A 22,272-nucleotide genomic window follows, 5' to 3' on the forward strand; every position below is an offset into this window, starting at 1 on the left:
CCCACAATCTAATTACCCGCATCGTCACCGCGGCATGGCGGATGCGACGTGCATGAAGTCCTCGACCCGGTTCCAGGCCACGGCGTAGCCGGCCCCGTGGGCGCAGAACACCGAATCGGGGGTGTTCTCGAGGTCGGTCGTGGGGTCGTATCCGGCCTCGGCCACAACCCGTTCGGCGTCGTGACAGTCGCGGTATCCGGCCGATGTGCAGCTCAGCTGGCCACGTCCATGCGTGTAGGAGCCGAGCTCCACCGCGTATCCGCGCATCGAGGCGACGGGAGCCTCGCCCTCCAGGGTGGCCGGGTCGCCGTCGATGGCCGGCGGGTCGGAGTGCCCGCCCATGCGCTGCACGTCGGACATCGCGCGGCCGACCATGGCCTGCGGCAGTTCGATCCGGAAGCGGTACCAGGGTTCGAGCAGCCGGCTCGCGGCCTTCATGAGCCCTTGCCGCACGGCCCGGTAGGTGGCCTCGCGGAAGTCGCCGCCTTCGGTGTGCTTAAGGTGCCCGCGGCCGGTGAGCAGGGTGATGCGCATGTCGGTGATGGGCGAACCGGTGAGCACGCCGAGATGCTCGCGTTCGCGCAGATGGGTGAGTACGAGACGCTGCCAGTTGCGGTCGAGTACGTCCTCGCTGCATGCGGTGGCGAAGCTCATCCCGCTGCCCCGCTCGGTCGGTTCAAGCAACAGGTGGACCTCCGCGTAGTGGCGGAGCGGCTCGAAATGCCCGACACCCTCGACGGGGGCGTCGATGGTCTCCTGATACATGACGTCGCCGGGGCCGAAATCGACGCCGAGGCTGAATCGGTCGTGCATGATCTGCCGGATGACCTCGAGTTGCATCTCCCCCATGAGCTGCAGATGAATCTCACCGAGCCTGGCCACCCAGCGCACACGGAGCATCGGGTCCTCATCCTCGAGCACGCGCAGGGCCGCCAGGGCCTGGTGGGGATCGACGTCGCCGGGGATGAGCATGGAGCTGAGCACCGGTTCGAGCAGCGGCTTGCGCGCCCGGGGCTCGGCGCCCAGGCCCTGCCCGGCGAACGTGTCGTCCAGACCCGTGAGCGCACGGACCGCGCCGGCCGGGGCCATCTGGTCCAAGGTGTACGAGGCACCGGAATAACGGCGGATTTGATCCACGGTCTCGGTGCGCGAGCCGGTGGGCAGGGCGCTTTTGACCGCGAGCGAACCGCCGGTGACCTTGATCCAGGTCAATCGGTTGCCGTCCTCGTCATGAGCGATGTTGAAGACGCGAGCGGCGAAGTCCTTGGGGTACCGAGGCTGGCGCATCAGTGTGCCCAGGCCGTCGAGCAGATCGTCGACCCCGTCGAGTTTGAGCGCCGAACCGAAGAAGCACGGGAACAGCAGGCGGTTGGCGATCAGCGAGCGCAGTCGGTCATCGCTCAGCGACCCGTGCTCGAAGTAGTCGTCCATGGCGCCCTCGTCGAGCGTCGCGATGTCCTCAAGGGTGCCGGAATCAGTACGGTCGCGACAGTCGATGCAACCGTCGGCGAGACGGCGACGCAGCAGACCCATCATGCGGTCGTGGCCGGCGCCGGGCGCATCCATCTTGTTGACGAAGATGAACGTGGACACCCGGTACCGCGCCAGGAGACGCCACAGGGTCTCGGTGTAGCCACTCAGTGAATCTCCGGCCTGCACGACGAGGATGGCGTAGTCGAGCACGCCGAGCGTGCGCTCCATCTCGGAGGAGAAGTCGGTGTGGCCCGGGGTGTCGAGCAGGGCGACGTGATGATCGCCGCAGTCGAACAGGGCCTGCTTCGAGAAGATGGTGATGCCGCGCCGCCGCTCCATGGCGTCGGTGTCGAGGAAGGCGTCGCCGTGATCCACGCGGCCGAGGCGCCGCAACGCGCCGGAACGGTAGAGCATCGCCTCGGAGAGCGTGGTCTTGCCGGCATCGACGTGCGCCAGCACCCCGACCACGATATGGTCCCTATCCGAACCCCCGTCGCCGGCCCCGCCATGGGCTCCGGCCCGGGCGTCCTGAATCCGACTCACTCCTGGGGCGCGCCCGGGGTGCCCGTCGAGGACAGGGTGGTGGTCGACGGGGACGTCGATGAATCCTCGCCATGGCCCCAATCCAGCCCGCAGGCCAGGCCGAGGATACCGGCGATCAGTCCACAGATGCCGGAGGGCATGGCGGAGAAGAAGGACAGGGCGAAGCTCACCGCGCCAAATGCCAAGGCGATGGCCCCCACGATCGTTTTCGGCTTGATGACCATATCCGCTCCTTCTCTCGCTGCGTCCCGCCTGATGGTCGGCGGCGCTACTGTCGAGGATACCGTCATCGGAGAAGTTATGACAGCCGGAACTGTGGGAGGGCGCGAAAACCGCGACTAGAATAGTGGCATGAACACTTCACTGCGAGGATTCGGTCGATTCGTCGCCATGCCCATCACCATCGTCGCCATGACGATCACCCTGATGGCGGCCCTGACGGGCTGCGGTTCGGGCTCGAACGCGGGAGCGGGCTCGCCTTCGTCCACGCACAGCGCCAGCAGTGCGCCGTCCGCGTCCACCCCATCGCCATCGGCCACGAAGCCGTCGGCGACACCTACCCCGTCACCATCGGCATCCGATACCAAGGGCGGCGACTCCAACGGCACGGGCTCCTGCTCCACATCGCAACTGGCCGCCAGCCTCGGCCAAAGCCAGGGAGCTGCCGGAAGCACCTACGTTCCCATCGTCCTGACCAACAACGGCGGCACCTGCACCACGCAGGGCTTCCCCGGAGTATCGTTCACGGCCCAAGGCCGCCAGATTGGCGCCCCCGCCGAGCGTGACGGCAGTTCACCCGCGAGCCCCATCACCCTGAACCACGGCCAATCCGCCCACGCCACGCTGCGCATCGTCCAGGCGGGCAATTTCGATGCCTCCACCTGCCGACCGACCCCGACCGACCACCTGCTCGTCTATCCGCCCGACCAAAAGGATTCGCTCACCATCGAGGTCTCCCAATACACCGGCTGCGCGAACGGCGAACTGCCCATTCTCACCATCTCCCCGCTTCAGGCCGGCGGGGCGGCGTAGCACCGCGTGCCGGCGAACGCTTACTCCGCGCCGTCGACGCAGGGCACCGAAGATGGTTATGAGTCAGCTCTGGGCAATGTCGCGCTCGAAGCATTAGGCTTAGGTCACGTCACCCGGTTACGGCGATTCGCCGACACCGGGCGCAGCGCATCACGAGAGGGAAGAAGGGGCATGGACTGGAGTGTCATCGCCGCGAGCCTGCCGAAGTTCGTTCATGCCTTCGGCGTGACCCTGTGGCTTTCGGCCGTCAGCGTCATCCTCGCCACGCTCCTGGGTCTGGTGCTGGCCGTATGCCGTGACTACAAGATCCCGGTGCTCTCACAGATCAGCATCGCGGTCGAGGAGCTCTTCCGCAACACCCCCCTGCTCATCCAACTGTTCTTCATGTACTACGGGTTCCCGTCCATCGGCATCAAGATGAACGCCGAAGCGTGCGCCATCATCGGCATGGCCATCCTGGGCGGCGCCTACATGTCCGGCGCCTTCCAGGGCGGGTTCGGCGGCATTCCCACAGTGCAGATCGAATCCGCGCGCGCCCTGGGGCTCTCGATCCCCCAGATGATCCGGTACGTCACGCTGCCGCAGGGACTCACCCGCAGCGTGCCCGCCATCGCCGCGAACGCCATCTTCATCGTCAAGGAGACCTCGATCTTCACGGTCATCGCCGTGCCGGAGCTGACCAACACCGCGCGCGACCTGATCGGCCTGTACTACCACACGAACGAATACCTGCTCGAACTCGTCATCGCCTACGCGATCATCCTCATCCCGCTCTCGGTGGTTCTGACGTTGCTGGAAAGGAGGGTACGTCGTGGTTCATTCCGTACTGCCTGAGGCCATGTCATTGGCGAGCACGGCACAAGCCGGCTTCACTGTCATCTTCACGGGCGACAATTTCACCCGCCTGCTCGTGGGCCTGTGGACGTCGATCAGCATCGCCGGACTCGCCCTCATCATCGGCATTCCGCTCGGCGTCATTCTCGGCGCCCTGCGCACCCTGCCCAATCCGGTGCTGCGCGTCGTGCTGCGCATCTACCTGGAATGCTTCAGGATCCTGCCCACACTGGTGGTCCTCTTCCTCGCCTACTACATCCTGCCGGCCGAATTCAACGTGCAGGTGTCGGGGCCGACCGTGGCGGTCGTGGCCTTCGGACTGTGGGTGTCGGCGGAGATCAGCGATATCGTCCGCGGCGCTCTGGTCTCGGTCTCGGACCATCAGGTCGACGCCGGCAAGGCCCTGGGCATGAGCGGGCTGCAGCTACTGCGCTACGTCCGTCTGCCCCAGTCGATCAACCTCATGATCCCGGCGACGATCAACCTCGCCACCCGCGTCATCAAGACCACGTCGCTGCTCCTGCTCATCAGCGTCATCGACGTGGTCACGGTCGGCCAGCAGATCATGGAGTCCAACCGCATGTCCCACCCCGACGCGGCCTTCTGGGTCTACGGTTTCATATTCCTGTTGTATTTCATCGTCTGTTGGCCCCTGTCGAAACTCGCCCAGATGCTGGAACACCGTGCGAAGGAGCGGAACAATGGCTGACGCCACCACAACTGATGCCACCACAACCCCGAATACGGGGAACAGGACGACCGACACCCCCCTGCTGTCGGTCCAACACCTCAGGAAGTCCTACGGCGACCACGAGGTGCTCACCGACGTGAGCTTCGACGTGCCCCAAGGCAAGGTCGTCGTCCTACTCGGGCCGTCCGGCTCGGGCAAGTCCACGCTGATCCGATGTCTCAACGGCCTGGAGACCATCCAGTCCGGTTCCATCGTCTTCGACGGCACGAATATCGGCCAGGCCAGCGAGAAGCAGTGGCGGTCCCTGCGCAGTACCATCGGCATGGTGTTCCAGAGCTACGATCTGTTCCCGAATCTGACGGTGGCGGACAACATCCGTCTCGGCCCGGTCAAAGTGCAGAAGCGGGCGAAGGACGAGGTCGAGCAACAGATGGACACCCTGCTCAAGGACGTACAGCTTTCGGATTACAAGAACGCGTATCCGCGGGAGCTTTCGGGAGGTCAGAAGCAGCGCATCGCCATTGTGCGTGCGCTGGCGATGAACCCCAAGCTCATGCTGTTCGACGAGGTGACCGCCTCCCTTGACCCGGAGATGGTCCGCGAAGTACTGGAGCTCATGCTGCGGCTCGCCAAGCGACACATGACGATGATCGTGGTCACCCACGAGCTGGAGTTCGCCAAGCGCGTCGCCGACACCGTGCTGTTCCTCGAGAACGGCGTGATTCTCGAGCGCGGCTCCGCCAAGGACTTCTTCACCAATCCAAAGACCGACCGCGCCAGGAGATTCCTGGACAGCATGTCACCGGTCAGCGCGGAGTAGGGGTCCCGACCCGTCCGTTCCACCGTTGGTCCACAAGACCACACGGCGTACACGCACATACTCACCGAAACGGTGTCACTGGCGTTTGTTCACCGGCGCCGTTTCATAGCATGATTGTTATCGAATGATTGAGAGAGGATTCACCATGTTCACCATCAAGAAAGCATTCGCGGCGGCACTCGCCGTGGTCACACTCGCATCGATCGCCGCTTGCGGCTCGTCGAGTTCGTCGCAGGGCGGGCAGCAGGGTGACAGCGTCGCCCAGATCAAGAAGTCCGGCACGATACGCATCGCCACCTTCGGCGATCTGCCCCCGTACGGCTATGTGAAGAACGATGGCACGCGTGCCGGCTACGACATCGCGCTGGGCACGCAGATGGCGAAGGATCTCGGCGTCAAGATCCAGTGGGTGCAGGTCAACGCCGATGGCCGCGTGGATTCGCTCAAGTCGAACAAGGTCGACATGGTGCTCGCCAACTTCACGGTGACCGACGAACGCAAGCAGGTCATCGACTTCGCCAGCCCCTACATGAAGGTGTCGGTCGGCGTCGTCTCCCCGAAGAAGGCCACCATCACGAGCGCGGCGCAGCTCAACGGCAAGTCGCTGGCCGTGAACAAGGGCACGACCGCCGAGGCGTTCTTCACCGAGAAGTACCCGGACGTGCAGCTGCAGAAGTTCGATTCCAAGACGCAGCAGTTCCAGGCGTTCAAGGACGGACGCGTCGCGGCCCTGGCCGACGACAACACGTACCTGTACGCGTGGGCGAAGGACAATCCGACGTTCACCGTCGGCATCAAGCAGCTGGGCGACGAGTCGACCATCGCCCCGGCCATCCGCAAAGGCAACACCGACCTGCTCAAGTGGACGAACGACGAGATCAAGAAGCTGACCGCGGACGGCTTCTTCGTCAAGGCCTATGAGAGCGAACTCGCACCGTCGTTCACCAGCGACATCAAGCCCGACGACGTGATCATCAAGTAACGCGGCACGTCATCGCCTGGCCCGCACCGCTTTTGGCGTGCGGACACCACGCCCCCATCGTGAGCCGACCAGCCCGCGGTGGGGGCGCACTATTTTCTGGTACGAGGGAGTACCATTCCGGGGTATGGATTGGATATGGTTCGTAGTGATGTCCCTCATCATTCCTGTTATGATGATTGCCAGCGCCCCGCTGTGCAGCTGGGCCGCCAAGGACGACGGGTTGCGGTACGGTCTCATCGGCTATCGGACACCACTGTCGCGATCAAGTCCGGAGAACTGGCGCGAGGGCAACGAGTACTCCGCACGAGTGTTGCTCATCACCGGTGTCATACTACTGTTGATCTCGATAGGCTTGTCAGTCGCGGCCGTGTGGCTCAGTGCGGATACACGCAGTCGGCTGTCGCTGGTGACAGTCGCCGTGCAGGTGGTTCTGCTGGTCTTGTCCATCATTCCCGTAGAAGTGCATTTGCATCGATTCGATCGCGAGTAGCGGGTGTCCTCATACGGCTGTCTAGCTCCTGCCGTGTATCATGATGCGATATGACCGCACTCCCCCTATCTGCCCCATCTGCATGACGAACGACGTGGACATGGGCACCCGCTGCTCGCGCTCCACGGTTTCGCCGTCGACCATCGCATCATGTCCGGATTCCTCGAACCGGTGGCCTCCCGTCACGGCGGCCTGCTGCGCCTGTACCCGGATCCGCCCGGCATGGGGTTGAGCTCGGGCGAGGGCGTCAACTCGACCTTGGACGTGTTGGATGCCGTCGAGCACTACGTGGACGAGACCATTGGCACCCAGCCGTTCGCCCTGATCGGCGAATCGTACGGTGGATATCTCGCGCGTGCGCTGGCTCGACGCCGCGCCAAGCAGGTCACCGGGCTCGCGCTCATCTGCCCCATAGGTACGGCGGTTGCGCGGGACGATAGGGATTTGCCTGCGGCCGAGATACGCCGGACAGACCCGACGTTCTGGAATACGTTACACGATACGGATCCGGCGGCCGCGGAAAGCTTCGGCGAACTCGTCGTGGTGCGGGATGCACCCACATATGAGCGATTCGCCAGCGACATCGCCCCCGGATTGACGCGTGGTGACCGTACAACACAAGCACGAATCACAGCCGCGTACGCACTGGCTGACCCGCCCGAAAGCGGTCGAGGCCCCGCATTCGGCGGACCAACACTCATCGTCACCGGACGCCAGGATATGTGCGTCGGCTACCGCGATCAGCTCGCCCTGCTGGACCACTATCCCCACGCCACGTTCGCGGTGCTCGACACCGCCGGCCACAACGCGCAGATCGAACGGCCAGAAGCGGTGACCGCACTGGTCGGTGACTGGTTGGAGCGGGTAGGCGTGGACGCCGGGTGGGCGGTCAAGATGTGTACCACGCTAATCAGCCAACATCCATCACGATTCAACTGATATTGTGCTCACCGCGGGCGATACCGGAATCCCAACACCACCCGCAGCGAACGTCTCAACACCCTTCATCGGCATAAGCACAATCTCGTATCGTGCAGTTCAGTCACATCAGCCCGGACAATGACCTCATGACCAGATCGACATCCTGATTCTCCAGTTCCTGAATGATGTGCAAGTATGTCTTTTGCGTCGTGGTCATACTCGCGTGACCAAGACGGCGCGCGACACTCGCGATCGATACCCCGGCGAACAGCAGCAACGATGCATGCGTATGCCGAAGACCGTGAATGGTAATCACGGGAACGCCCGCCTCGGCGCATCGACGTGCGAGGCAATGGTTCGCCGTTGAGTTGAACACGCGCTTGGTCGCGAATATCGGCTCATTGCGGGGAATGTCCTTCACCAATTCGGAGAACTGAATGATGAGCTGCCAATCCATCTGTATCTTCCGCACCGAAGAGCGATTCTTGGTCGGGGTGAAACCTCCTTGTTCCTTATAATTCCAAGTCTTGTCGATCGATAGCGTTTGCCGGGGAAAATCGAAGTCATCGGGCGTCACTGCCATGGCCTCGGAAAATCGGATTCCTGTCTTGGCAATCAGCAGTATGGCCCAATCCCAGCTCAGCAAGGGTCCCAACCGCAGCGACGTCAACAACTTATGCAACTCAAACTGGTTGAGATACTTGGGTTTCTTCCGTCGCGGAGTCTTGCCCTTGATGATGGCCTTACGCGTCGGATCACGATCGATAAGACCCTCATCCACGGCATCGAGGATCGCTCCCTTGAGTTGGTGGTGAAAATCCATGGTTGTTTGTCGTTCGTGGTGGGCCGCATAATCATTGAGCAGTTTCTGGTACATGACCCGGCTGATCTCGCCGACTTTCAGATCCGGGGCCAGTCGCTCAATCCACGATTGCGTCAACCGGTATTTACTCATCGTAACGGCCCTAATTGCTCCTTCCTTGTACACCGATATCCATTGCTTGTAATAGAGGCAGAAGAGCTCCTCTTTTGTCGCGTCAGCAAGCATGATTACTCCTTTCATATGTTCAATTGCTTACGCTGATGAAGGGTGATGAGGTTTTCTAGAGCATCGAAATATTTCGATATTGCCTTTTGCTCATCCAACGATGGGGAAAAAACCAATATCGTTTTAAGAGTAGGATATTTTAGATTCCACGTGTCAGAAGTCAGACCCTGAGAGTTTCTTTGGAATAACTGAATCATTTTGTACCGTTTGAAGTCGTATGCAAAAAAACTAGAGTCAACACCGGCCTTCGGTACGATAACAGTATAGGCTGGGCTAAGAATGCCTGCATAAGGAGAGCGTCCACTAGCACCTTGCCACATCCGCATCGAGTTGTAAGCTATATCTCCGATTTCAACTTTTTTATAGTTGGATTTATCCTTACTCGAATTGTCTTTCCTATCTAATTCACTCGCCTTAATAACACCAGAATTAATTGTGACGGAGATTAGTTCTCCATCCCCGCTTCTATCGATACGTTCAGAGAATAAATCACCCAGCTTCCGCTGTTCCCAAGCGTCAGCAAAACCGGGAAAACGGACCTCCGGACGGTCCTCCCCGGATTTCGGGAACATTTTCTGAAGCAGCCCGCGCTTGAGCTCCCGGAGATGCGAAAGCTTACGCTGATGAAGGGTGATGAGGTCTTCGAGACTCTTAAAGAATTCCCCAATTTTCTGTTGTTCAGCTTTAACTGGAAATTGGAATTTTAAAGTAGAAAAATCGGAGTAACTGATGCTACGTCCATCACGAATGCCGTATGTTACGGTTCCCAGGCGTTGGATAAATGTGGGGCTACGAAGGATCTCCGCCCAGAAATCAGCTGCTTGACTCTCCTCATGCTTTATTTTTATTACGGTATATGCCGGTGAAGTAATGCCCGTCAACCGAGAGTACGCCAATCCACCTTGGAATGATCTCAGGTGAATCACAAATTGTCCAGAAGAAACCAGCTTATAAGATTTCAAACTAGCTTGGTCATATTTGATATCAATTCCTATTTCATCCCGAAATACCATTCCCTCAGTTTGAGAGGCGGATAGAACTGGAAACTTGGGATACCCCTTTTTCGACACAGGTTCAAATATTTCTCTAGCCTTCCGCTGTTCCCAAGCGTGCGAGAAAAAGGGCGCGGTAACGTCCCTCAAACCCGCTTGATCGATTGAAACAGACCGCTGAATGCCCAGAATCATGTGCCGCCAACCTACTGCGCCCTATACCTACGTGCGATTCACGAACTTTCTCACCAACTGGCCAGCACCTGCATCGCGTCAAGGCCGTTTTGCCTATGCGACCGGTCCAACCTATCCCAGTAGGGTGAGTCTTCCCGAAGTAATCGAGAGAGCGTTCTCAAGCGTTTTCTATCTGTCTTGCTGTGAAGTCGACTCCGCTCGGCGTCCGGATCCTTCATCAATGAGGCGAGCATGGCCGCATCATACAAATGCCTCTCACCGAACCCGGCATGGTCCACCGTGAATGCGGCGCTCTTGAGCATCAACGCCCCAAGAAGATCAGGAATCCTAATCGTTGCGTGCAACTCACCATCCGCAATCTCCACGTTCATACTGCGCTCACGAGCCTGGGCGCCGGCAGGCATGGATAGCAGAGGTTTCCCGGCCAGAATGGCTAGCTTGGACAGCAATCTGGGAAGATGGTCGGCCACCAACAAATCCACCTGTCCTCCATCCGGCCCGATCATCCGCGTGGTATATCCGGTCAAGGTGCCTGCCTGCGCCACGAAGCCTCGACCGGAGAGCACCCTTTGCACGCTGTCGATTCCCCTGCTATCGGACATGAGATCGACCAACAGATCAACGTCGGTGGTGGGCCTCGCCTCCAGCCCGCCGATCATGGCATGTAACTGAACCATGAGCCCGCCGGTGAGCATCCATGACTGAGTCGCCTCGGCTTCCGCTACCGCAAAAACGGTGTCCCATGGATGACCACGACTGGATATGTGGACAGTAGTCATCACGTTCCCTGCTTTCAGTGCTCCTGCTCACTCACCGGCTTTCATCCTTGAAAGCAGCGAGTAGGCGCCCCAACGTCTCCACGCCCGCTCTGCGTTCACGGGGATCGTCGGATTCGGCGAGGTCAGCCGCGCAAACACCTAGCGGCATTGCTGGCGAACCATCATTGCCATCGTGTGCGGGCAATGCTACGGCAGTGCGGAGACGAACACCCGTGGGTTCGCCGCCAAGTCGTAGTCGGCAGTCATGAATCATTTGTTTGGCCGTGGGTACGTCGGCATACCCTTCGACGATAGTTCCGGGAGTGAGATGAAAGAGGTCGGCGAGCCGCCCGGTAGCCCCTGAGATGCGAATGCTTTCGCGCACTTTGTCCATCAAGGAATCTCGGCACCAGTATTCCCGCGTTTGCGCGCGCCGTCGTGTCAGCCGTACCAGGTCCGCCGCCTCCGTTTCGCGCAGATATCTCTTCAGCCGATATCGCCGCTGGGCATCGAGCCACGGCACAGGCTCACCTGAAATCAGATACAATGCCGTGAAAGCCATCTGCGGCGAGTAGGGGCGCCCTCCCCTGCCCGCCACCAACGCGTATCGGCGTACCGAGTCGGCGACAATAAGGTAACGACCCGCTTCCCTATGAAGCGAATCAAGGTCGCCGGCACGACGGAGATCGGTAATGCGCCGAACACTGACTCCGAGCGCCTTCGCCGCCTCCTGCTGAGTAAGCAACGTGCGGTTCGTGTGGATTGCCATGAATCCAGTATATACAGAATCATTCCTTAAAACGAATGGTTCTGTATATTATCGGTATGCCATTCTCGCCGACCCCAAGCATCAGACCGGCTTATTCGTCACATCTCTACGCCGAGGATGCGCAGCTGCTCCTTGACTTTGGCCTCCAACTCGGCGATATCGGCGTCATCCTGGGCCAGCTGCCTGTTCACCTCACCGAGGTCGATCGGCGCCTCCTCCTCGAACGTGTCAACATACCGCGGAATGTTCAGATTGAATTCGTTATCGACGATCTCCTGCAGCGGCGCGACATGAGCGTATTTATCGACATCCTTGCGATTGCGATATGTCTCGATGATCCTGTCGGTATTCTCCTTGGACAGCCGGTTCTGGTTCTTGTCCTTGACGAACTCCTTGCTGGCATCGATGAACAGCACGTCCTTGGTGTCGCGATTCTTTTTGAACACCAGGATGCATGTGGGGATGCTCGTGCCATAGAAGAGATTAGCGGGGAGACCGATGACCGCGTCGAGATAGTTGCCTTGGGAACTCGAGGCACCCGATTTGATAAGAGCCTTGCGGATCTTGGCTTCGGCGGCACCACGGAACAACACGCCATGGGGCAACACAATGGCCATGGTGCCGTTGGCGTTGAGATGGTACAAGCTATGCAGCACGAAGGCGTAGTCGGCCTTTGATGCGGGAGCGAGCGCACCGAACGGGTTGAATCGTTGATCCTTGAGTTTGTTCTCGTTGTTATCCCAATGAGCGGAATACGGAGGATTGACGACGACGGCATCGAAAGTGCGCGGATGGTCGATCCCCTCTTTATCCGGACCATCGGGCCAATCGGTTTCCAGAGTATTCGCGTTCGACAGCGTCATGTTATTGAACGAGACACCATGCATCATGAGATTCATTCGCGCAAGATTGTAGGTGGTCGTGTTGAGTTCCTGGCCAAAGAACTTCACGATTCCGGGGCGTTCACCACCGGGGAGTTCGTCCTGCACGGTCAGCAGCAGAGATCCCGAACCGCAGGCCGGGTCGTACACGCTGAACGTGCCGTCATCCGCCGAGACCCCATTGGTCACTAGTCGCGCCAAGACCTGTGACACCTCATGCGGTGTGTAGAATTCGCCACCCTTCTTGCCCGCGTTCGCCGCAAACATACCGATCAAATACTCATAGATGCCACCCAGCACATCCCGCCCGTGCTCATCCCTGAACTCGACCCCATCAATGAGCTTCACGATACGGTTCAACGACTTGGCGCGATCGTTGGTATTGGCACCCAGTCGGGAATCACCGAGATTAACGTCGCTGAAGACGCCTCGAAAATCCCTGGCGGCTTCCTTGTTGAGGGAAGCATACTTCTCGAAATCGTCGAAGATCGCCTGATAGTCACTGGGTACGATGCGATTGCCGTCAATCTTGCCAATCAAGGATGCCCAAGTATCCTGCGGCTCGATCGCATAGCCCAAGTACGCCGAGATGTCCTCCAGATAGTCGGACAGATCCTCACCGACGGCTTGCTCGGCATACGCCTCATCAATGGTCTGGCCGTCACGAATATCGAGAACGTCGTTCTTCTCGAGATATTCCATCTGGTGCTCCGACAGATAGCGGTAGAACATGAAGGCGAGAATATAGTTCTTGTACTCTGAGGCATCCATATTGCCCCGAAGTTCGTTCGCCATAGCCCAAAGCTTGGACGTGATGTCTTCCAGAGTGGTACTCATGATTATGTCTGTTCTCCTTAGACGAACATCTGCTGAAGCAGGGCTTTTTTCTGCTGCTGAAGGTGGGAAAGCTTACGCTGATGAAGGGTGATGAGGTCTTCGAGCTGTTGGAAGAACTCACTAAGCATCCGTTGCTCAGTAGCGCCGGGAAAACAAATTAGCCCCGTTAACGCACCTGATTTTGATACTTTCATATCATTTTTTGCGCCTTTATTGACAAGTGGCCGCAAGTAATTATTTAACCTTGCGTCGTCATCGAAGTAAACTTCAACAAATGGTGTATAAGTATTATCTTTAGGTTTGTACACCGCATATAACGTAGAAACTATGCCAGCCTTGCCTTTGTTGGTTTTTATTATCCCAAATGGGTTCTTCTTCAATGGAGATTTTGTATAGATCACGTCCCCTGTTTGTACAACTCCGTAATCCTTTGTGCTTGCACCGGCATAAGAACGCCCCTGGAATTGAATTTGATTAACGACGCCAGCATCTCCTGAGACAGAGAGAACCTCATCTTTCCCGTAAGAAAGAGCGCTATTTTTATCTTTTGATGGCACCAAATAGTCTCTCAGCTTCCGCTGTTCCCAAGCGTCAGCAAAACCGGGAAAACGGACCTCCGGACGGTCCTCCCCGGATTTCGGGAACATTTTCTGAAGCAGCCCGCGCTTGAGCTCCCGGAGATGCGAAAGCTTACGCTGATGAAGGGTGATGAGGTCATCAAGTTGCTTGAAAAAGGTGCCCAGCAGCTGTCGTTCTCGTAACTGAACTGGATAATAAACTCTGGTCTCGGCAAGAATAGACCTGCTAATCGAAAGTACTTTTGTACCCTGCATTAGAGGTAGTAATGAACCATGGAACGCTGGCGAATTGAGATAGTATGCAAGATAGCCAAGCCCCATTGTCACTTTTGGCCGACAAGCGAGAATATGTAAACCCGCCACCACAGGAGTACCAGAAATCCCCTCAACCTCAGTTACTTTCCCGACCGTTTGGTCTTCAGCGGCATCAGCAAAAAGCACGTCACCATCATTCAATAACTCTTCTGAGAAATCAGAAGATTGTGAACGAGATATGAACGGTATTGTAGCATCGCGACAATCCGTTATGGCCCCATATCTAATAAGGACATCTCCGTAATGGATACTCCTCACATCACCTGAAAAATTGTTCAACATCGCTCTAGAAAGAGAGTTATTACGTACTGGATTGAATAGATCATTAAACTTCCGCTGTTCCCAAGCGCCAGTGAATCCCGGGAAACGCAGCTTTGGAACGCGCGACGTATCGTCAGTCATCTCGTCCTTCTCTCACCACAAACAACATATGCCGTACCTTCATTCCGAAATCGCCCCATGGACGGTCAAATCATCGGCCAAATCGTATATCGCCTCACGCAGACCACTGCGATACTTAATCTTCGAGAGATGTTGAACCGTATCGTCATGTGCCAGGGTGCGATATTCGCTACTTCCCTGCGCGACCAACCGTCGGATCTGCCCCATATCATCGAGGTCCTGCAACCCGTAAAGGTGGCGTGCGAACAGTTCACGCATTTGCTCACTACTCATGACATCGATGATGCCCCACTTGATTCTGAAATCCTGTAGTTGCCTATCCAACGTCACCGTATTCGCACGGCGAATCACGTTCTCCGCTTCCTCCAAGCTCCTAAGCTTTACCGGATATACAAACCCCGAACCTTCCGGCGGGTAGTGCCCTCCGGCAATGGCGGCGGCGGCATTGCCGATGCGGGTGGCGTACTGGCGATCCTCCAAGCCATTGGCGAATTCTTGAATCTTATCCTGCGTATCGGCGGCATCGTCATGACGGCCTTCGTGGACTTCGTTCAGGAGCTGCTCCACGAGTTCGGTGAGATAGTCGTAGTTGATCTGCACGTCCTTGATATGCGTCATCCGCAAATCAATCTGGGTCGGCAGAACCTTATGCCGACCGGCAATCGCCTTCTTGAGCTCATTAACGAGCGCCACCGTCAACGTTCTCTCCTCGGCGACACTCATACCCAGTGACTTCACCAAAGAGTCGGGATCATCGTAGTCGAATCCGGTCTTCGCACCGTCGATCTCATCGGGAGTGAATTGTTTGAGCTGAGAGACTCCGGCATTGTACTCACGCATCACATCCGCCATGAAATCCTGCTGCTTTTCGGATGAAGGAATGTGCTGGAAGTCCTCCGTGAGGCTTCTCAGTTTATCGACCTTCGTTCTGACCGCCTTGAGGACCTCCTCGAACGACTTGGCAAGTACGCCGGAATCCGTGAGATCCGGGTCCTCCCTCTGCCCCAGTTCCGCCGAGTTCTTGTTGGCGTAAATCGCCAGCGCCTCATTCATCAGCTTCTCGGAATTCGCCGGCCACCGATAATTGACGATATAGCCCCACGGCTTGCTGTCCATATCCTCGATGCGGTTCGTACGCGAATACGCCTGAATCAAGCCGGCGTTCTTCAATGTCCGATCGACGTACAGGGTGTTGAGCTGGGGTGCATCGAAGCCCGTGAGGAGCTGATCGACGACGATGACCAGATCAAGATATCGTTTGTCGTTCGCCGTTCGGTCGAGCCGGGATGTGACGTCCTGCGTATAACCACCGACGTCATCCATGCCGAACGATGTACCGAATTCTCCGTTGTACGTCTGTATGGCTCGGAACAGCATCTTGTTCGAGTTGAGCATGTCATCGCTGTTCGTCGTGTTGTAACTGAAGGTAATGGCGACCTTGAGCACCAATCCCCCATTGCGTCGATGCTCGTCATTGACCCGTTGGAACTCATCGAAATACTTCATCGCCATTGGGGTACTCGCCGCTCCCCCACCGACGTGGGTGGTGAACAAGGCGTTGTACTTGCACTCGTTCGACCTATTGCGCCAATTCGCGAACACGTCCGCGACCACAAGACGAACATGCTCGTCATTGTTGTCATAGAAGCTGGGCGATATCGCATCATCCATGTCTCTTTGATCGAGGTTCGCGATCTTCGCCTGAACCTGCTCCTCGGACCACGACGGATAGCGGTTCCGGTAGAACTGCGGCAGATACTCCTCTTTCATCTTGTCTTCATCGATGGTCGTACGGAAATCGACCTTGAACCCCAACACGTTGTGATCGGCGATGGCTTCGCGAATAGTGTAGGCATGCAGGAGCGAGCCGAAAATATCACCCGTGCGAAGACCTTTGGTCGTGTCGTCGAACATCGGCGTACCCGTATACCCGACCCAAGCCGAACGGGGAAACTTCCGCTGAATAGTTTGGAATGAATCACCACCGGTCGAACGGTGCGCTTCGTCTACGACAAAGACGATATTCTTCTCCGGAGCCTTGAAGGACTTCCGCTTGACGAGAGTGTCGAGTTTCTGCACGGAGGTGACGATGATGCCACCATCCTTAGCCTTGAGTTTGCGCCGCAGATCGTTGGTGTTGTTGGTGTCCTTCACGCCACCGAGCATGTCATCTCCCGCATCGGGGTCATATGCCTGGTACTTGTCCAACGTTTGCTTCGTCAACGCAATCCTGTCGACGAGGAACACGACCTTATCGACATTCGGCAGACGGCTTGCCAGCCAGGCCGTTTTGAAGCTGGTGATGGTCTTGCCCGACCCGGTAGTGTGCCAGATGTATCCGATTTTGTTGGTGGCTATCTCGAAGTCGGTGTATTTGAGTTTGTTCAGCACCGCCTGCGTGGCATACACCTGATAGGGACGCATGACCTTGAGCATCCGCTTGTTGGGTGTGCCGTCCAGAATCATGAAGTTCGTCGCCATCTGATGCGCCATGGGGATCGAAAGCATGGAATCGGCGAACTCACGCCAATCGCGGACGATACCGTTGTTGTCCCTGCGCTGCCAGTGGAACGCGAAGTCCTTGTTGAACTGGTCCGACGTGGTGTTGGCCATGTATTTCACGTTGTTGGGTGAAAGTGCCACCAGGATCTGCAGAGTCGAGAAGATATCGTGATACTGCAGCTCGTCAATGTACTGGTGCATCTGGTTCAACGCCTCATTGACGTCGTGGGTGTCGCGCTTTTCTTCGATCTGGATGATAGGTAGACCGTTGATGAGCAATGTGGTGTCGAACCGACGGTTTTCTTTCCCCGCGATGACGGCGGGGCGCTCAATCTGGTTCACCACCTGGTAGACCGTGTCTCCCGCGCCGATCTGCTTCTGGTCGAAGACGGTGAGGAACACATGCCTGCCATCGTCCAAATCGACTTCAATCTGCGAAACGCCATTCAGACCATAGAGGAACTTGCCGGCCTGATACGGAGTGTTCAGATTCGAGATGGTGTTCTTCACCTGTGCAAACTCGACGTCGCTCAGCGGGTGGTCGAGCACATTCTGATTGTGACGTTCAAGGATGGATTTGAAATTGGCCCATAATTGCTTGGTTGTGCTGATACCACGCTCATACTGCCAGAATTTCTCCGCCGACAGATACCGCGGTGTTCGATGCTCGATATCCTCTGAGCGCTTGGAATCGGGCTCCCGTACCAGTCCCCGATTGCAGAGCCGCTCGATCAGCATCGATTCAAATTCGCTCTCGCTGCCCGACTGCGGATGGCTCTCCATGCCCAGCTCCTCTTTTCCTACCCACCGAGACCATCCACCGCGAAGGCATCCGTCCCATGCTCATCTGCATGCCCAACGGCGGCGCATACCTGTCCGTGTAACTCCCTGTAACGTCACCGTCGATGGCATCACTGGTGCAATATTCTTCTCATCGCCTCGGACATGTCCGCGGACGCGAGATGTACCGCTCGCCGCCGGACCAATGTCGACTCCCGGTCGGGCGCAGCCCGCAGGAGAACGACACTGGCCCGAGATGACCACACCGGCTCAGTCTCTGGTTCTACCGCTCGTCAATCGAAGGCAGATCCTCCGCGCTGGCTGTATAGAAGCGGCCAAGGTCGGCCGAAAACTTGGCCAGACTGGGCTCGGAGGTATAGAGCATATGGCCTGCCGGATAGTACGTGAAGGCGATATTGCCGCGCAGCGCCTTGGGCAGACCGAGGTGATCGATGTCATATTCGGTCTGGAAGAACGGCGTGCACAGATCGAAGAGGCCGTTGCCGATAAGGACTTTGAGTGTCGGTTGTGCCGTGATGGCCGCCGCGAGATCCGGAGTGACGTTCGGGAACGGGATGGTGGCTCCCCACGCGGTCTTCGCATGCTCCGGCAGCTTGTGATTCCATACCCAGCCCTTGCCCGGTTCGCTGGAATCCCAGTCGAAGTCGGCGAATCCCCTGCGCTCCGGCCTGCCCTGCCATCCGAGTTCGTCACGCAGATACGCGTTGACCAAGCTGGAGTATGCCGGGTCGAGGTAGGAGTCGTCGACCACGAAGGTCTCGTCGTCGCTCATCCGGTCCAGGTCATAGCCGGCGACCCTGCCGTCGTACCTGCCAACGATCTGGTCGCGGGCGCGTAACAGCTCCTTGCGGAACCGCATGTCGAGCACGCGCAGATCCGAGTCGGCGACGTAGCGTTCGCTCAATCCGGTGAGCTCCGCGTAGTGCTTGGCGACGAGGGCTTTAGTCTCGTCGCTGAGACGGTCACCCTGTGCGAGCGCCGGACGCAGTTGCTCATTGGCGAAAGTTCGGGCTTTCTCGAGGAAGGCGGCGGTGTCGACGCCGTCACCGGCCTGGCCATGGTATTTCGCCACGGAGGCGAAGGTCGGGAAATAGCCGATGTAGAACTGGTCGGACGTGTCGAGGGTGTGCGCGTAATCGAGGATGTCCGAGATCAGCACGATGCCGTTCAGCGCCGCACCATCCTGCTGGAGCCGATACGCGAGCGCCGCGCCACGGGTGGTGCCATAGGATTCACCGAGCAGGTACTTCGGCGAATTCCAGCGGTGGTACTTGCTCAGGAACGCACGGATGAACGCACTGAAGCCCTTCACGTCGCCGTCGACCGACCACAACTCGGCTTTAGCCTTATCGAGCACCTGGGAGAAGCCTGCACCGGCTGCGTCGATGAACACCAGGTCGGAGCTGGGCAGCAGCGTGTGCACGTTGTCGACGAAGCCATAGGGAGCGGCCGGCACCGGTGCCGCGTCGGGCACATCGATGCGCTTGGGCGCGATGGACCCAAGCAACAGGAACGTGCTGGACGACCCCGGGCCACCGTTGAAGACGAATGTCACCGGGCGGGTGGAGTCGCTCTTGCCCTCGGCATCGACCGCCGTGAACGCGGCGTAGAAGATGCTGGCCGCCGGCTTCACCTTCGCGGTGTCGATGGTGATCGTGCCCACGGTAGCGTCGTAGCGCCAGAGCCTGCACGCCAGCTCGATCGAATGATGCGTGGTGCTCTCGGACTCTGACTGCAGCGGGGTTTCCGGGGTTTTCTTGCCAGGTCTGCTACCATCCGTCGCCCCGGCGGCCGTAGCCCCGGATATCACACCATGCGGCACCGCGCCGTTAAGATCGTTGTCAATACGAGCGTCGCTGCCCGCCGCCTGCGCATCCGTCATATTCTCCGCCCTCCGATCCATCATCGCCGCATTGGCGCTGTGTCATGGAATATGATAGGCCGAATATGCTACGTCCCGCGATACGACACGTTGCTTGCACCATGCTATATATCGTGGTCAATGGTATGCGCTGAGGTCGGCGTAGCACTCGCATGGTTATTGTTTACTAGTGCTTACCCAGCAAGCCGGAGATATTCTTCGAGACCTGGGCGATCCCCGTCGCCACGTCGTCTCCCAGTTCCTTGACTCCTTTGCCGATGCTCTGCCCCGTATCCCGCAGTCGCGCGGCATCGTCAGCGAACTGCACGGCCCCATTCACGATTCCGTGGGTCGTTTTCTCACCAAATCTGGCCGCGCCCTGTCCCAGTTGTACAGCGCCGTGGCCCAACTGTCTGGCGCCCTGCCCCACTTGATTCGCACCATCGACGATGAGCTTGCCCGCTGCCTCAGTCCATTTCGGCGCCATCTCGATTTTAGCGTGCTCGGCCTCAATGCCAATCGATATGGCGAAATGGACCATGCGCTCATTCACATCGTTCAAAACCTGAAGGGTGTGGCTCACACTGAAAGGATGCAGGACTTTCTGCCCGCGAACGGTCTGGGCAGAGCGCTGCACACTGTCGTTGAGCTGGAGTAATTTGGTCTCGATATCGTGCAGGCGCATGCGTCGCGCCACAATGACGCCGCGTCGATGAGACTCGAGGGTTTCGGGACGTTCAGCCATTACGCGATCCAGTTCGAGTACATAGAGCTTGTCCTGCAGTTGCACGGCATTGCCGAGGATGGACGTCCATTCGTCGAGGTCGTTACTCAATTGAACACTCAACCGCTCCGCATCAACGGCGTCGCCGGTCTCCGTGAGTTTTTTGGCAAGACCCTCGATTTTCAGCAGTGCATAGCCCTGCGCCCGCACCAAATCCTGAGCGCAACCGGCCACCTTGGACCAAGTGGTTTCCGTTACCATGCCCACGTTGTCACGAATCGTCATCGTTTCGTCGATCATATGCGCTACGCCGACAAGATTGGCGATTGACTGATCCTTCTGATCCTGTAATAGATCATCGATTTTGCTGTCAATCACGGCAAGGTAGTCGGTGATCTCTTGAATCGCCTGCTCAAGCGCCATCTGCGTCATGACACTCGCGACCCCGGTCAGCATCTGCGGATTGGCTAAGGACGAAGCTTTGGACAGATCCTCGAATTTCAGGATGTGACGAATCTTGCCTCCTCCGCGTAGAACACCGGTGCCGGTGCCACCGTATTGCGCCATCTTTGCGGCGGACTCCTCTGTCAGTTTCACCCAGCGGCCGCTCTGTGCCGCGGAATTTCCCAGTACTTGGAATCCCTTACTTCCGGCCAGCAACGCCTGCTTCTTGACATCACGCGCCTGCGCACGCAGTCCCGCAGCGGACAACCATGCGTCGATGGAAGCACCATCCCCGAGGACCAGCATGCCCTGGTCATCTGTGAACACCCGTATGTCGCCAGTTCCGCCATCAGCGGGAACCATGCTCTGCACATCCATGCAAACCCCCTCCAGATTGGTATCAGTTGATTGCGGCAGCGAATACGCTGTTGAACAGTTTCTTGGAACGCTGCTGCAGCAACCTGGTCTTTCTACGATCCGGCTGCGTTTCCTTGGAAATAAGAGCGACGCCCCTTCGTATTTTTGCCAACTCTTGATGCCATTGAGCAACCGGAGCGTCATCCGGGAATTCGGCTGATTTCGTTTCAATTGCTTCCTCAACAGCATCACATTGGTATCCTATTTTCTTCAGCGGATTGTTGTCCTTGGACTGAGAAATCATCTTGAACAATTCAACGAATTTGTCTGAAAAACGCTGGTCTTTCAACCAGCTTACCGTTTTCTCAATCATCTCCGGAGTAATGTACGATGCCAGCATGGTAACAATGCCAATGGCCGCCGCGGCTTTGCCACCAGTCTTCACCTTACTGCCCGACTTACCCATCGTCGCCTTATTCGGCATATGATCCCCCTTGGATTAGTGCGTTCGGTTCTCAACCATTGTAAAGGACGCGGATACGCGACACGATACTAGCGAGCCGCGCGTAATGTACTTGTATTATCCTGCCTGTTTCACTTGTGCTCATGTGTCTGACGGCCCTCGCGTCATGGCCGAGACGGTGTGCGGACGATACGAATCACATGCCTATCTCGTGTGGCTCCCCATCTGCTGCAAATTTCTGTTCTCTACATCACAAGACCCGTTGATGCCTGTAGTCGTATCTGCTATTGTTTACCGCTGATCAAAATATTTTTTGGCTTTTCGCTGTTTGGTGTGGGTGGCTGGTCGGGTGGAGGTGGCTGGCGGGTAGTTTGGGGGTATGGATACCACGTTGTTGTTCACCGCCGCCTTGCAGTTGCCTGATCCTGGAGGGTTTCGGGTGTGGAGTTGCGTGACGGGGGAGGGCGGCGGACGCGAATTGCACATCACGATCGGATTCGAGCCCGGCTCGCGTTTTTCTTGCCGCATGCGCAGTGCGGGCGGGAGGCGTGCCCGATGC

General features: G+C 57.9%; 19 protein-coding genes and 1 pseudogene. 8 read left to right on the forward strand and 12 right to left on the reverse strand.

What is annotated here, in order from left to right; translation table 11 throughout:
* Window positions 1-24 precede the first annotated feature (24 nt).
* Together BMON_RS06790 and BMON_RS06795 are read right to left on the reverse strand one after the other, a co-directional pair.
* Entirely contained in the window at window positions 25-1,944 is a 1,920-nt protein-coding gene (locus BMON_RS06790; RefSeq protein ID WP_033513423.1) for an elongation factor G, read from the reverse strand.
* Between the two features lie 68 nt (window positions 1,945-2,012).
* Window positions 2,013-2,240: a hypothetical protein gene (locus BMON_RS06795; protein WP_033513380.1), complete on the reverse strand. Its 228-nt coding sequence runs from the start codon at window positions 2,238-2,240 to the stop codon at window positions 2,013-2,015.
* A 127-nt stretch (window positions 2,241-2,367) separates the two neighbouring features.
* On the opposite strand from BMON_RS06795, the gene BMON_RS06800 reads away from it, so the two are divergent.
* The 7 genes from BMON_RS06800 (at window position 2,368) to BMON_RS06830 (ending at window position 7,804) form a co-directional block, all read left to right on the forward strand.
* Entirely contained in the window at window positions 2,368-3,048 is a 681-nt protein-coding gene (locus BMON_RS06800) for a DUF4232 domain-containing protein (protein ID WP_051917982.1), read from the forward strand.
* A 171-nt stretch (window positions 3,049-3,219) separates the two neighbouring features.
* Window positions 3,220-3,882 carry an amino acid ABC transporter permease gene (locus BMON_RS06805; RefSeq protein ID WP_033513381.1) on the forward strand — a complete coding sequence of 221 codons (663 nt, stop codon included), beginning with the start codon at window positions 3,220-3,222 and terminating at the stop codon, window positions 3,880-3,882.
* On the forward strand, window positions 3,860-4,591 hold the full coding sequence (locus BMON_RS06810) for an amino acid ABC transporter permease (RefSeq protein ID WP_237745366.1): 732 nt from the start codon (window positions 3,860-3,862) through the stop codon (window positions 4,589-4,591). The genes BMON_RS06805 and BMON_RS06810 overlap by 23 nt, the downstream gene beginning before the upstream one ends.
* Window positions 4,584-5,393, forward strand: a complete 810-nt coding sequence (locus tag BMON_RS06815) for an amino acid ABC transporter ATP-binding protein (protein WP_081882970.1) — start codon at window positions 4,584-4,586, stop codon at window positions 5,391-5,393. Before BMON_RS06810 ends, BMON_RS06815 begins: the two co-directional genes overlap by 8 nt.
* Window positions 5,394-5,538: 145 nt before the next feature.
* Window positions 5,539-6,375, forward strand: a complete 837-nt coding sequence (locus BMON_RS06820) for a transporter substrate-binding domain-containing protein (protein WP_152595803.1) — start codon at window positions 5,539-5,541, stop codon at window positions 6,373-6,375.
* A 148-nt stretch (window positions 6,376-6,523) separates the two neighbouring features.
* Complete coding sequence (locus BMON_RS06825; protein WP_033513384.1) at window positions 6,524-6,865, forward strand: SdpI family protein; 342 nt, start codon at window positions 6,524-6,526, stop codon at window positions 6,863-6,865.
* A gap of 111 nt (window positions 6,866-6,976) precedes the next feature.
* Window positions 6,977-7,804, forward strand: coding sequence for an alpha/beta fold hydrolase (locus BMON_RS06830; RefSeq protein ID WP_272944909.1), 828 nt, complete (start codon window positions 6,977-6,979; stop codon window positions 7,802-7,804).
* A gap of 103 nt (window positions 7,805-7,907) precedes the next feature.
* Here the strand turns inward: BMON_RS06830 and BMON_RS06835 are convergent, their stop codons facing one another.
* The 10 genes from BMON_RS06835 to BMON_RS06880 all read right to left on the reverse strand — a co-directional run bounded on the left by BMON_RS06835 (window position 7,908) and on the right by BMON_RS06880 (window position 21,734).
* The gene (locus tag BMON_RS06835; RefSeq protein ID WP_033513386.1) at window positions 7,908-8,834 is read right to left on the reverse strand and encodes a site-specific integrase; all 927 of its coding nucleotides are present in this window, start codon (window positions 8,832-8,834) and stop codon (window positions 7,908-7,910) included.
* An 11-nt stretch (window positions 8,835-8,845) separates the two neighbouring features.
* Window positions 8,846-10,021: a restriction endonuclease subunit S gene (locus BMON_RS06840; protein ID WP_051917984.1), complete on the reverse strand. Its 1,176-nt coding sequence runs from the start codon at window positions 10,019-10,021 to the stop codon at window positions 8,846-8,848.
* A 50-nt stretch (window positions 10,022-10,071) separates the two neighbouring features.
* Complete coding sequence (locus tag BMON_RS10435) at window positions 10,072-10,800, reverse strand: hypothetical protein (RefSeq protein WP_237745367.1); 729 nt, start codon at window positions 10,798-10,800, stop codon at window positions 10,072-10,074.
* Between the two features lie 31 nt (window positions 10,801-10,831).
* Window positions 10,832-11,548 (reverse strand): helix-turn-helix domain-containing protein, encoded by a 717-nt coding sequence (locus BMON_RS06850; RefSeq protein WP_033513388.1) that lies wholly within the window; start codon window positions 11,546-11,548, stop codon window positions 10,832-10,834.
* A gap of 98 nt (window positions 11,549-11,646) precedes the next feature.
* Window positions 11,647-13,266 carry a type I restriction-modification system subunit M gene (locus BMON_RS06855; RefSeq protein ID WP_033513390.1) on the reverse strand — a complete coding sequence of 540 codons (1,620 nt, stop codon included), beginning with the start codon at window positions 13,264-13,266 and terminating at the stop codon, window positions 11,647-11,649.
* 17 nt (window positions 13,267-13,283) lie between these two features.
* The gene (locus BMON_RS10205; protein ID WP_033513392.1) at window positions 13,284-14,561 is read right to left on the reverse strand and encodes a restriction endonuclease subunit S domain-containing protein; all 1,278 of its coding nucleotides are present in this window, start codon (window positions 14,559-14,561) and stop codon (window positions 13,284-13,286) included.
* A 39-nt stretch (window positions 14,562-14,600) separates the two neighbouring features.
* Complete coding sequence (locus tag BMON_RS06865; RefSeq protein WP_033513394.1) at window positions 14,601-17,846, reverse strand: type I restriction endonuclease subunit R; 3,246 nt, start codon at window positions 17,844-17,846, stop codon at window positions 14,601-14,603.
* Window positions 17,847-18,126: 280 nt separating this feature from the next.
* The gene (locus tag BMON_RS06870) at window positions 18,127-19,746 is read right to left on the reverse strand and encodes a S10 family peptidase (protein WP_081882973.1); all 1,620 of its coding nucleotides are present in this window, start codon (window positions 19,744-19,746) and stop codon (window positions 18,127-18,129) included.
* Between the two features lie 166 nt (window positions 19,747-19,912).
* On the reverse strand, window positions 19,913-21,271 hold the full coding sequence (locus BMON_RS06875) for a hypothetical protein (RefSeq protein ID WP_152595805.1): 1,359 nt from the start codon (window positions 21,269-21,271) through the stop codon (window positions 19,913-19,915).
* Window positions 21,272-21,293: 22 nt separating this feature from the next.
* A complete protein-coding gene (locus BMON_RS06880) occupies window positions 21,294-21,734 on the reverse strand; it encodes a hypothetical protein (protein WP_033513398.1) in 441 nt (146 codons plus the stop codon).
* A 358-nt stretch (window positions 21,735-22,092) separates the two neighbouring features.
* On the opposite strand from BMON_RS06880, the pseudogene BMON_RS10440 reads away from it, so the two are divergent.
* Window positions 22,093-22,272: pseudogene (locus tag BMON_RS10440) on the forward strand (hypothetical protein); the annotation flags it as partial.

Source organism: Bifidobacterium mongoliense DSM 21395, assembly GCF_000741285.1.
GTDB classification, from domain to species: domain Bacteria; phylum Actinomycetota; class Actinomycetes; order Actinomycetales; family Bifidobacteriaceae; genus Bifidobacterium; species Bifidobacterium mongoliense.

Bases quoted from the DNA above. Each gene is read 5' to 3' on its own strand.
- BMON_RS06875 (WP_152595805.1), bottom strand. From the start codon at position 21,271: ATGGATGTGCAGAGCATGGTTCCCGCTGATGGCGGAACTGGCGACATA.
- BMON_RS06800 (WP_051917982.1), top strand. From the start codon at position 2,368: ATGAACACTTCACTGCGAGGATTCGGTCGATTCGTCGCCATGCCCATC.
- BMON_RS06795 (WP_033513380.1), bottom strand. From the start codon at position 2,240: ATGGTCATCAAGCCGAAAACGATCGTGGGGGCCATCGCCTTGGCATTT.
- BMON_RS06855 (WP_033513390.1), bottom strand. From the start codon at position 13,266: ATGAGTACCACTCTGGAAGACATCACGTCCAAGCTTTGGGCTATGGCG.
- BMON_RS06880 (WP_033513398.1), bottom strand. From the start codon at position 21,734: ATGCCGAATAAGGCGACGATGGGTAAGTCGGGCAGTAAGGTGAAGACT.
- BMON_RS06820 (WP_152595803.1), top strand. From the start codon at position 5,539: ATGTTCACCATCAAGAAAGCATTCGCGGCGGCACTCGCCGTGGTCACA.
- BMON_RS06815 (WP_081882970.1), top strand. From the start codon at position 4,584: ATGGCTGACGCCACCACAACTGATGCCACCACAACCCCGAATACGGGG.
- BMON_RS06865 (WP_033513394.1), bottom strand. From the start codon at position 17,846: ATGGAGAGCCATCCGCAGTCGGGCAGCGAGAGCGAATTTGAATCGATG.
- BMON_RS06835 (WP_033513386.1), bottom strand. From the start codon at position 8,834: ATGCTTGCTGACGCGACAAAAGAGGAGCTCTTCTGCCTCTATTACAAG.
- BMON_RS10205 (WP_033513392.1), bottom strand. From the start codon at position 14,561: ATGACTGACGATACGTCGCGCGTTCCAAAGCTGCGTTTCCCGGGATTC.
- BMON_RS06840 (WP_051917984.1), bottom strand. From the start codon at position 10,021: ATGATTCTGGGCATTCAGCGGTCTGTTTCAATCGATCAAGCGGGTTTG.
- BMON_RS06825 (WP_033513384.1), top strand. From the start codon at position 6,524: ATGTCCCTCATCATTCCTGTTATGATGATTGCCAGCGCCCCGCTGTGC.
- BMON_RS06870 (WP_081882973.1), bottom strand. From the start codon at position 19,746: ATGACGGATGCGCAGGCGGCGGGCAGCGACGCTCGTATTGACAACGAT.
- BMON_RS06805 (WP_033513381.1), top strand. From the start codon at position 3,220: ATGGACTGGAGTGTCATCGCCGCGAGCCTGCCGAAGTTCGTTCATGCC.
- BMON_RS10435 (WP_237745367.1), bottom strand. From the start codon at position 10,800: ATGACTACTGTCCACATATCCAGTCGTGGTCATCCATGGGACACCGTT.
- BMON_RS06850 (WP_033513388.1), bottom strand. From the start codon at position 11,548: ATGGCAATCCACACGAACCGCACGTTGCTTACTCAGCAGGAGGCGGCG.